Source organism: Variovorax sp. YR216, assembly GCF_900107745.1.
Taxonomy (GTDB): domain Bacteria; phylum Pseudomonadota; class Gammaproteobacteria; order Burkholderiales; family Burkholderiaceae_C; genus Variovorax.
This window is the reverse complement of record NZ_FNRO01000009.1, coordinates 200,505-211,229: the sequence shown is the minus strand read 5'-3', so window position 1 is coordinate 211,229 and position 10,725 is coordinate 200,505. Positions and strand designations below refer to the sequence as shown.

The 10,725-nt window shown below is 70.1% G+C and carries 8 protein-coding genes and 1 pseudogene; 3 read left to right on the top strand and 6 right to left on the bottom strand.

The window, feature by feature from the left end; genetic code table 11:
• Together BLW05_RS22265 and BLW05_RS22260 are read left to right on the top strand one after the other, a co-directional pair.
• Nucleotides 1-768: pseudogene (locus BLW05_RS22265) on the top strand (UxaA family hydrolase); the annotation flags it as partial.
• A gap of 63 nt (nt 769-831) precedes the next feature.
• On the top strand, nt 832-1,437 hold the full coding sequence (locus BLW05_RS22260; protein WP_093165724.1) for a nuclear transport factor 2 family protein: 606 nt from the start codon (nt 832-834) through the stop codon (nt 1,435-1,437).
• A gap of 79 nt (nt 1,438-1,516) precedes the next feature.
• Here the strand turns inward: BLW05_RS22260 and BLW05_RS22255 are convergent, their stop codons facing one another.
• The 6 genes from BLW05_RS22255 to BLW05_RS22230 all read right to left on the bottom strand — a co-directional run bounded on the left by BLW05_RS22255 (nt 1,517) and on the right by BLW05_RS22230 (nt 9,164).
• Nucleotides 1,517-1,912, bottom strand: a complete 396-nt coding sequence (locus BLW05_RS22255) for a hypothetical protein (RefSeq protein ID WP_177142769.1) — start codon at nt 1,910-1,912, stop codon at nt 1,517-1,519.
• Nucleotides 1,913-2,061: 149 nt separating this feature from the next.
• Nucleotides 2,062-3,315 carry a poly-beta-1,6-N-acetyl-D-glucosamine synthase gene (pgaC, locus tag BLW05_RS22250; protein WP_093165722.1) on the bottom strand — a complete coding sequence of 418 codons (1,254 nt, stop codon included), beginning with the start codon at nt 3,313-3,315 and terminating at the stop codon, nt 2,062-2,064.
• A gap of 28 nt (nt 3,316-3,343) precedes the next feature.
• Nucleotides 3,344-5,149, bottom strand: a complete 1,806-nt coding sequence (pgaB, locus tag BLW05_RS22245) for a poly-beta-1,6-N-acetyl-D-glucosamine N-deacetylase PgaB (RefSeq protein WP_093165721.1) — start codon at nt 5,147-5,149, stop codon at nt 3,344-3,346.
• Complete coding sequence (pgaA, locus tag BLW05_RS22240) at nt 5,146-7,284, bottom strand: poly-beta-1,6 N-acetyl-D-glucosamine export porin PgaA (RefSeq protein ID WP_093165720.1); 2,139 nt, start codon at nt 7,282-7,284, stop codon at nt 5,146-5,148. Before pgaA ends, pgaB begins: the two co-directional genes overlap by 4 nt.
• Nucleotides 7,285-7,356: 72 nt before the next feature.
• The gene (locus BLW05_RS22235) at nt 7,357-8,202 is read right to left on the bottom strand and encodes an amidohydrolase family protein (protein ID WP_093165719.1); all 846 of its coding nucleotides are present in this window, start codon (nt 8,200-8,202) and stop codon (nt 7,357-7,359) included.
• Entirely contained in the window at nt 8,199-9,164 is a 966-nt protein-coding gene (locus BLW05_RS22230; RefSeq protein ID WP_093165718.1) for a LysR family transcriptional regulator, read from the bottom strand. The genes BLW05_RS22235 and BLW05_RS22230 overlap by 4 nt, the downstream gene beginning before the upstream one ends.
• Nucleotides 9,165-9,275: 111 nt before the next feature.
• Here BLW05_RS22230 and BLW05_RS22225 point away from each other — a divergent pair, with 111 nt between their 5' ends.
• Nucleotides 9,276-10,688 (top strand): M20 family metallopeptidase, encoded by a 1,413-nt coding sequence (locus BLW05_RS22225; RefSeq protein ID WP_093165717.1) that lies wholly within the window; start codon nt 9,276-9,278, stop codon nt 10,686-10,688.
• Nucleotides 10,689-10,725: the final 37 nt, after the last annotated feature.

Here is a 10,725-nt window from a genome sequence, read left to right as displayed (position 1 = left end):
CTGAACGCACGCCAGCGCGAGACGGTGCCCGCCAGCGAACTGGTGGTGGGCGTGCAGTGCGGCGGCAGCGATGCGTTCTCGGGGGTCACGGCCAATCCGGCGGTGGGCTTTTGCACCGACCTGCTGGTGCGCGCGGGGGCCACCGTGATGTTCTCCGAGGTCACGGAGGTGCGCGACGGCATCGACCAGCTCACCGCGCGCGCGACCACGCCGGAGGTGGCCGAGGCGATGATCCGCGAGATGGCCTGGTACGACGCGTACCTGGACAAGGGCCGCGTGGACCGCAGCGCCAACACCACGCCGGGCAACAAGAAGGGCGGGCTGTCCAACATCGTGGAGAAGGCCATGGGCTCGATCGTCAAGTCGGGCAGCGCGCCGATCTCCGGGGTGATCTCGCCGGGCGAGAAGGTCCGGCAGAAGGGCCTGATCTACGCGGCGACGCCGGCGAGCGACTTCATCTGCGGCACGCTGCAGGTGGCCGCGGGCATCAACCTGCATGTGTTCACCACCGGGCGGGGCACGCCCTATGGCCTGGCCGAGGTGCCGGTGATCAAGGTGGCCACGCGCAGCGACCTGGCGCGGCGCTGGCATGACCTGATGGATGTGAACGCCGGGCGCATCGCCGATGGCGAAGTGACCATCGAGGAGGTGGGCTGGGAGCTGTTTCGCCTCATGCTGGACGTGGCCAGCGGCACGAAGAAGACATGGGCCGAGCAGTGGAAGCTGCACAACGCGCTCGTGCTGTTCAATCCGGCGCCGGTGACCTGAGCACGCCTGCGCTTGTCGCGCCGCGCAATCGCGTGTAGCTTGCCCACTCCTCCAGGAGACGACATGAACGAAACGCTGAAGAACGAGCTTGAAATCCGCCAGATGATCGAGCGCTGGGCCGTCTGGCGCGACGCCGGCGACTGGGAGCGTTTCGCGACCGTCTGGCATCCGGACGGGGTGATGATGGCGACCTGGTTCCAGGGCCCCTTCGCGGACTTCATCCGGGTCACCCGGGAAGGCTGGGCCAAGGGCGTGAGCATTCTTCACTTCCTCGGCGGCTCGGCGATCGACATCGCAGGTGACCGCGCCATCGCGCAAACCAAGATGACGATCTCGCAGCGCGGCCAGGTCGATGGCGTGCTGTGCGACGTGGTGTGCACCGGGCGCTTCTATGACTTCGTCGTGCGCCACGGAGGCGAATGGAAGCTGCTGCACCGCCAGCCGATCTACGAGAAGGACCGCATCGACCCGGTGGATCCGTCCGCGACCGTGGCGCTCGACCAGGCCGCGCTGGCCACGATGCCCGAAGGCTATCGTCACCTCGCATTGATCCAGACGCGCATCGGCTACACGGTCAAGATGGACATGCCCATGCTGAAGGGCGACGCGGTGCAGGACCTGTACCGCCGCGGCGCCGCGTGGCTCGCCGGCGGTGCGCTGGAACGCTGAATCCGCATCCCATCGGACCGGCCCGGCGCATCGAAATCCGCGAACTGCTGCAGCGCGCCTTCGAAGGCGCTCGGCCGGATCAGGGTGGGCCACCAGGACACGTCACGCCCGCACCTTCGATCCGCCCGTCGGCGCCGTGGCGGACGTGCAGGCATCGCGCGCTGCGCCACTCGCCCAGTTGTGCGACGGGCACGCCGGCGCTCTCGAACTGCGCCTCGGGCGACAGCGGCGGGACATCGTGGTCAGCACTCGGCGCACGCCGGAGGTAGCCTCGCCGCCGCACGCCGTTCACGATCAGCAGCAGCACGAGCCCCGTCGCCAGCCAAAGATAGGGCGTGGTGTCCACGCTGTAGTCGATCGGGATCACTTCCTCCAGGCGCGCGCCCAGCGAGGGGCTCACCCATGCGATGAAGCCCACGATGGGCTTGCGCAGGATCACGACGTAGGCCAGCCACGCCAGAAGGGTCAGCAGCATGTCCCGCGCGCGAGCGGGCCACGGCACCTGCATTGGGAAAATCAAAGGCGGCCACGCGAACGAAGTCACGAGTTCGGGCGGTGCATCCGCGCGCGCGCCCGAGTCGGTAGCAGCTGGCATCGTTGGTTGCATCGACGTCTCGCTCCTCATCAGTGCAGGCCCCGGTCGGGGCTGACCCAGGTGCCGCGCATCTGGCCGATATGGCGAATCGCGCGCCAGAAGCCGACGATGGAACTCAGCGCCTGCAAGGCCCAGAACGCCAGCGGATACCAGACCAGCCAGAACAGCGAGCGGGAGATGCCCGGCTCGAAGCGCTCGTCGATCAGCGCACTGACAACGGCCTGCGCCAGGTACGTCAGTGCCAGAACCTCGCCCCAGCCCTGCGGCAGCACGCCGAAAGCGGGCCACAACGCCGCGAAGTCGACGCCCCATGGCGCCAGAAACGCCGTCGTGCCCCAGACGATCACGCCAAGTGCAATGGCGTAGGACCAGATGACCGCCGCGAAATGATTGAGCCACACCGGCAGCATGCGCGGACGCTTGCGCAACTGCGGCGCGACCTTGAGCATCACCGTGGCGCCGCCTTCCGCCCAGCGCAGGCGCTGCCGCCACAGGCCGCGCAGGGTTTCGGGCATCAGGATCCAGCACAAGGCCTTGGGCTCGAAGGCGATGCGCCAGCCGGCGATCTGGACCCGCCAGCTGATGTCGACATCGTCCGTCAACGCGTCGCGCGACCACCAGCCGGCGTCCTGCAGTGCGCGCTTTCGGAACGCGCAGATGACGCCCGAGACCGTGAAGGTCGACCCGTAGACGGTCTGTGCGCGCTTGATGAGCCCCACGATCGAGGAGAACTCGCCGACCTGGATGCGCCCCAGCAGCGTCGCCCGGTTGCGGATGCGCGGATTGCCGGTGAGCCCGCCGATGCGCGCATCGGTCTGGAAGCGGCGCACCATCCACGTCACCGCATGCGGGTCGAGCAACGCATCGCCGTCGATGCACAGAAGCAGTTCGTGCCTTGCCGCGAGGGCCCCGGCGTTGAGCGCAGTGGACTTGCCTTGATTGCTGTCCAGATGCACCACGCGCAGTTCGGGCATCTTCGCGGCGATCGCGTCGAGCCAGGGACCCGTGCGGTCGGTCGAGCCGTCGTTGATCGCAATCACCTCGTAGTCGGGGTAGACGATGCGGGTCAGGGCGCCGAAGGTCTCCGCCAGCAGGTCTTCCTCGTTGTGACACGGCACGAGGATCGACACCCCCGGGTAGGCATCCAGCTTCGGCGGCGTTTCGGGCCGGGGCTCGTGGCGTCCACGCAGCCAGTGGTAGAGCACGGCGCCGCTCATCCAGTAGAAGGCCATCACGAACGGATAGCCGAAGCAGAAGGCGGCGATGAAGTCCTGGAAGCTCATGATGTGGTTCCGCAAGCGTTGGCCGCGATCAGCGCCGCAGCGGGAACACGGCGGCCGACACGCCCGGCGCCACGATGGCCGCGCGCGGGAGGTCGCCGACGGGGTCGTCGGGACACCAGCCCATCGAGACGGCGCCCCGGCTCTGATAGGCGAGCGCCGTGCGCTTGAGCGCTCGCGCGTCGGGCGGCGCGGCGCCGGTGAACCAGTACGTCATCCGGGGGTCGACGCTTGCGAGCCGCTCTTCGGCCAGCGCATCTCCGAATGCCACGGGGGCGAGGCTGATGTCGGCCAGCGGATGCGGCGTGTTCGTTCCCGCCGGTGCGAGCCACAACAACTCCAGCCCCGGCCGGGCCGAATCCAGCAGTGCGAATGCCTTCCAGCCCAGCGCGTCCCCGCTTTCGGCCCCTGCCAGCGCGGTTGGCATGGCCTGCCGGCGCGTGCGCAGCACCCAGGCGGACCAGCTCGCCGACATGCCGGGCCGGTGTTCATACAACGGCGGCGGATCGGCGAAGCGCATCGGGGATGCCGGTGTATCGGCGTCTTCCAGCAACCAGCCATCCAGCGGCACCATGCCGCCCAGGTCGGCATAAAGGCGCTGCACGCGCGCCTCGTCGCCAAGCGCCGCCAGCGCGGCCCGGTGCGGCAGGCGGACATAGACCCTGACCCCCGCCCGGGTCCGCATCTGCCAGGCGATGCGCGAGAGCCAGTCGCCCGCGAGGGGCAGCTCCTGCGTCGGGAACCACGCCGCGACGATGCGCCCCTGGCTGTCGCGGCGCACAGCGTCGACCACGAGCGCGGTGACACCCAGCGCCCGTGCACGTTCGATCGCGCCCCCCAGGGCCTCGTTGCTGGCGTCCGCATCGCTGCGCCACAAGACGCCCGGATCGAGGCAGACGAGCCGGTCGATTCGCCGGTTGTTCGGATCGGGCTGCAGGTTGCGCGTCAGGTCCGCGAGCGACGGGTTGTAGGTCGGCAGGTAGCGGGCGATGAACAGCGGATCGCGCAGCTGCGTCGCGCCGACGTCGAGGGTGAGCACGAACTCGAAGCCGAGATCACGCGCCACCTGCGTGCCGGCCGCGTTGTAGCGGCCGTAGGGCCACACCAGCGCGCGCGGCACGCGGCCCAGTTCGCGCTGCAGGAGCGCACGGCCGGTCTGCAGGTCGGCGCGAAGCGCCTGCACGAATGCCGCTTCGCTCTGGTAGCCGTCGCCTTGCGAATAGCGCCGCGTCACGGCCGCGGGCATGGTGTTGCCCTGCGGATTGCCGAGGACCTCCCGATGCAGCGACTGCGTATGCAGTGCGAACTCCACCAGCCCCGAGCGCTGCATCTCGCGCGCCTGCTCCCAGTCGATGAAGTGCTCGCGCGGCACCTCGCGGTCGCCGTAGCGAACCATGGCACCTGGCGGCGTGTTCAGCCAGTCGCCCACCAGCGCCGCAACGATCGGATAGCCATAGGCCAGCGCCAGCGGATAGACGCGCGTATAGAGGCTGCGGTAGCCGTCGTCGAACGTGAGCAGCACGGCCCTGGCCGGCAGCGGCTTCTCGCCGCGCCGCGCACGCGCGATGTCGTCGAGCGAGACGGGGGTCCATCCGTTGCCGCGCAGCCAGTCGAAGAAACCGACCAGCCGATCGGCAGTCACGCCGTCGTCGTCCAGATCCTTCGCCGCGTCCACGATGTCGTGAAAGGCGAACGCGACGAAGGTCGGTGCCGATTCGCGCTGCTGCGGCGCGGGCTGCTCGGCGAACGCGGACGATGCGGCGACGCACAGACACGCCAGCAGCAGTACACGCGCCAGGACGCGAAACGCGATAGTCGGGGAGCTGCGGGCGATCATCTTCCGAACCTGTGCTCGAACTTGACGTAGCCGCGCAGCGCCTGCTCGCGGTTGCCGTCATACACCATGCTCGTCCACGCCAGGCCCCAGGTCACCTCGGTCCAGGGATCGTGGCGCCAGCTTTGCTCGTAGGCCACGCCGCCGACCGCTTTGCTGCCGAAGAAGGTCTGCTCGAAGACGCCCAGCGTCAGGCCGAGGCGCTGCACGAACGTGCGTTCGTAGACGCGCCACATCACATGCTCCACCTGCGCCTCGACCGAGCCGAGCCACGATTCCTTGGGGCTGAAATATGGCGTGAACGCCAGGCTGTTGCTTTGCCACTCGATGCGCGGCTTGAGCGTGATGTCGAGGTGCGGGCGATCGAGCAGCTTGAGCACGCCGTCGACGGTCGCCTGCTGGCGATTGTTGCCATCGCTGAAGTCCATGTGCTGCAACTGAAGGCCCGCGCCGAAGGATTCGTTCCAGGCATAGCGCGCCCCGCCGCGCACCGAGTCGGCAGTGATGCCGTGCAGATCGGCCCGCAAGGACGCGTCCGGCGAATGCTTCGCGGCATCCGCCTCGAGGGTCCATTGATCGGTGGGCTCCCACTGCGCGGCCAGCGAGCCGCCGCTGGTGCTGAGCGAGCCGTCCTGCGACCATGCCAGCGCCACCAGCTTCCAGTCGGGCCAGCGCGCCTGCGCGCCGCCGCCGAGGCGCCGCCGCGTGGCGCGGCCCTCTTCCACCGAATCGGTGCTGTTGTCGGCCAGGCCGATCAGCCGCCAGACGCCCGCGATGGTGGCCGACTGGACTTCGAGGCTCGCGTCCGAGCCGTTGCCGGGACCGCGCACGGCCTCGCCCGAGGTGTCCCTGCCCCCCAGTTCGAAGCGCACGCTGGGGCCCATCGCAGCATCGAGCTCGCGCTTGACCTCCTGCACGCGCGGCATGTCGGCGCCCTGCTCCAGCACCGGCCCCATGCGCTCGTCGGCGCGCAGCAGGCGATGGCGCCGGATGTCCGAGTCCACCTGCGCGACGCGGATGCCGAAGTCCTCGGGCGCCATGGCCGCGGCGATGTCGATGTTCTGCTCGGCCCGGCGAAGCCAGCCGCGCTGCGCCTCGATATCGACGGACTGCGCTCGCAGCCATGGCAGGGCCGGCGCGCCCAGCGCGAGCGGCTCGATGCGCGCCCAGGCAGCCGCCGGCATGTCTGCATAGCTGTGCAACGCGGCGTCGAATGCCTGCGCTTCGAGCCACTTGTCGTTGGCGCGCGGCGTCTGCAACTCGCCATCGCCCCGCCACGGAGGTCCTGCCCGCGCCACCAGCGCATCGACGGTGGCGAAGGCGGCGTCGAAGTCCTCGCTTTCCACCTCGGCATAGGCGCGCCCCGTCATGAGCGACCACCACGGGCCTTCCTCGTCGTCGCGCTCGGCGGGTGACAGGCGCTGCAAGGCTTCTTCATAGGCGCGTCGCGCGTCCTGGGGGCGGCGCAAGGCAAGCAGCGCGTCGGCCTCGGCCTCGAGCACGAAGACCGGCGGCACATCGCCCGCCGCGCGCAGTTGCGCGACCTGGTCGACCGTGTCCTGCCAGCGTTCGCGGCGGCGCAACGCCACCGCGCGGTCGCGCTGCAGACGCACGAGGAGGCCGGCATCCGGCGGATCGGCGGCACGCGCTTCGGCCAGCAATGCGTCGAGTCGGCCCAGCGCGGGGTCGACGTCGTCGAAGCGCCGGCGCGGATCGGGTGGAAGGGGTTCGATCAGCGTGGCCCAGCGCACGTACTGCCCGGCGACGCGGCTTCGCACGCCCAGGTCGGCGCGCGCGCCCAGCGCGTCGGCCGCGGCGGTGGGTGCGCCCAGCTCCATCAGCACATCGGCGAGGGCCTGCGCGATCTCGGCGTTGTCAGGCTCCAGGCGGTGGGCCTGCGCGATGGCGGCGAGCGCGGCGTAGCGATCCCCGGCGCGCAGTGCATCGCGGCCGCGCCGGAGCAGCGCCGCTGCAGCTTCGGCCTCGCGCTGCGACGTGGGTGCTACGGAAATGCGCGGAGAAGGCTGCGAGGGATGCTGGGCCGACGCGCAGGTACAGCTCGATATCGCGACCGCGGCCGCGAGCATGCGCCGCCGCCAATATCCATCAGCCACTTCGGAACTGCCGCTGGGCGCCATGAGGTCTCTGTGCCGATCCAGTCACGGGCGAGCACGATGCCTCAACTCACCATGGCGCGCAACCTCGACGATTCATCCGCCGTCGAACCCGAAGACACGCCGCGGCGTGTCGTACAGGATCGATGCGCGCGCCGCCTCGTCCGGCACGAGCTTCATGAAGAGCGCGAGCAGGGGCCCGTAGTCCAGCCGGCGCACAGCCCGCAGATGCGGCCAGTCCGACGCCCACAGGCAGTGCGCCGGCCCGAAGTGCGCCAGAAGCGCCTGGCTGAATGGCAGCACGTCGTCGAAGGGGAAGCGCTCGAGTGAGAACTTGTCGTACCCCGAGAGCTTCACGTAGGCACGCGAGGTCTCCGCGAGCGCGAGCAGCGCCTGGAATCCCGCGCCGCCCACGCCGGCCCGGACGTCGGGACGGCCATGGTGGTCGACCAGGATGCGTGCGCCGCAACCGCGCAGCCGCGCGCCGAGACCCACCATCTGGTCGCCCTGCACCTGCACCTGCACGAACATGCCTTGCTGCGCGAGCCGATCCCACAGCGCGTCGTACGCGTCGTAGTACGCCTCGCCCAGCATCGCGAAGTTGTGCGCGACGCCGACGATGCCTTGCGCCTGGAGGTCCTGCAGCTGCACGACCGACGCATCGGACGGCACGATCGCGACGCCCTTGAAGCGGCCCTGGCCCTGCCGGATCGCGTCGAGCATGCAGGCGTTGTCGGCGTTGTAGCCCGAGTTGGGCTGCACGAGCAGCGCGTGCCGGACGCCATGCACGGCCAGCACCTCCTCGAAGTACGGCGCGGTGCCCGTCTCCCCGCCTGAGGGGTGGTAGGCCGCATCGGCCGAATAGGGAAAGCGGTCCGGATCGAAGACGTGGCAGTGACAGTCGATCTTGGGCTGGCCGAAGATGTCTGCTTGGATGTTCATCGGCCCGACGATACAGGCTTCGGGGATGGACGACGCGCGGCACGGCCGAGCTTGCGACGTTCCTGCGCGCCGATCGCGCGCACCATCTGGCGAACGAAGTCTTGCACCTGAGGCGGCAGGGTGCGGCCTTCCAGCGACAGCGCCTGCAGGCGCCGCTGCTGCAGCATCGGCTCGGCAAAAGGGCGGGCCACCACCGCGCCTGCCTCGATCAGGTGCGACACGGTGAGCTGGCCGGACAGCATGATGTCGTGCTCGCGCAGCAGCGGCAGCATCACGGAGGAGAAGTTGCTGACAAAAAGCGGCCGGTACTGCAGCCCCTGCGCGCTGCACGCCAGGTCGAGCAACTGGCGCGCCGTCACGCCCGGGCTGCCCACCAGCAGCGGAAAGCGCACCGCGCGGGCCAGTTCCACCTGGCGGCCGCGCGCCAGCGGATGCGCGGGCAGCATCACGGCCAGCACCGGCGCGGGCGCGGTGTGTTCCACGCGGAGCCCGGCTTCCGGCGCCACCACGTACTTCAGGCCGATGTCCGATTCGCCGCGCAAGAGCCGCTGGCTCACCTCCTCGGGCGCACCCACGTGCAGCTCGATGCCCGCTGCCGGGTGCGCCGACTGGAAGTCGCGCATCAATGCCTGCATGAAGCCGCTCGCGAAGCCTTCGGTGCAGCACACCCGGACGCGGCCCGCGGCCTGGCCGCCGAGGCTGCGCACCTCCTCGAGGACCTGGTCCGCATCGAGCAGCGTGTTGCGAAGGTGCCCGGCCAACCGCTGCCCGGCGGCGGTGAGCACCATGCCCTGGCGGTTGCGCTCGAAGAGCGGCGTGCCGAGGCCGTCTTCCAGCTTCGCGATCTGCCGGCTGACGGCCGAGGCGGCCACGAACAGCCGCGCGGCCGCCTGGTTGACGGAGCCGGCCTGCGCCACTTCCATGAAGTAGCGCATCGGAATGCTGAGCAGCGAAGGATGCATCGCGGTGATGTGTGTTGCCTTGAAGGCAACACCAGTATGCCAAAACGATAGTGTCGGCAATACCGATCCGGCCTTCTACTTGCGTGACTCACCGCGATGGAAACCCTTCCCATGGACCGACACGATGCCCTTGCCCTGGCCGACGCCTATTTCGACGGCGGCCGCTTCTTCGACGACCTCTCGCGCCGCGTGGCGCTGCGCACCGAGAGCGACACCGGCAGCGTCCCGCCGGCGCTCGCGCACTACCTGGAGGACGAGTTGGTGCCGCGCCTCGTGCCGCTCGGGTTCAAGTGCGAGATCGTCGCCAACCCGGTGCCCGGCGGCGGCCCCTTCCTGATCGCGCGCCGCGTGGAAGGCCCGCGCCTGCCCACCGTGCTGAGCTACGGCCACGGCGACGTGGTGAGCGGCCAGGACGCGCTCTGGCGCGACGGCCTGTCGCCATGGCAGCTGGTGGCGCAGGGCGAGCGCTGGTATGGCCGCGGCACCGCGGACAACAAGGGCCAGCACACCGTCGCGCTCGGCGCGCTCGAGGCCGCGCTGAAGGCCCGCGAGGGGCGCCTCGGCTACAACATCACCTGGCTGATCGAGATGGGGGAGGAAGCGGCTTCGCCCGGGCTCGAAGCGGTGTGCGCGCTGCGCCGTCACGATCTCGCGGCCGACCTCTTCATCGCAAGCGACGGGCCGCGCGTGCGCGCCTCGCATCCCACGCTCTTTCTCGGCTCGCGCGGCGCGGTGAACTTCACGTTGCGCCTCAAGGCGCGCGAGCGCGGCTACCACTCCGGCAACTGGGGCGGCGTGCTCAGCAATCCGGCGACGGTGCTGGCACATGCGGTCGCCACGCTGGTGGACGCGCGCGGGCGCATCCTCGTCGATGCGCTGCGCCCGCCACCGATGAGCGAGCCCCTGCGCCGCGCGGTCGCGACGCTCCCGATCGGCGGCGGTGCCGACGATCCCGAGTTGAGCGCGGACTGGGGCGAGCCGGGCCTCACGCCGGCCGAACGCCTCGTGGGATGGAACACGCTCGAAGTGTTGGCGCTGGGCGCCGGCGCGCCGCAACGTCCGGTCAACGCGATCCCGGCCGCAGCGGTGGCGCATTGCCAGTTGCGCTTCGTGGTGGGAACGCCCTGGGAGGACCTCGAGCGCATCGTGCGCGCGCACCTGGCTGCGCACGGCTTCGGCCAGGTGGAAGTGGAGGTCACGCTCAGCGGCGCGGCCACGCGGCTCGATCTGGACAACCCATGGGTCGGCTGGGCGCTGCGCTCCATCGAGGCCAGCAGCGGACAGTCGCCCGACCTGCTGCCCAACCTCGCCGGCTCGCTGCCCAACGACATCTTCGCGCGCGTGCTGGGCCTGCCGACGCTCTGGGTGCCGCATTCGTACCCCGCCTGCGCGCAGCATGCGCCGCACGAGCACCTGCTCGCGCCGCTGGCCCGCGAAGGGCTCCGGGTGATGGCCGGCCTCTACTGGGACCTCGGCGAGCCGGCGGCCCCCTGGCGCGACGGCGCGCTGGCCGCCTGCGCCTGAGGCCGCATCCCCACCCTCACTCACAGCAACAGAAACC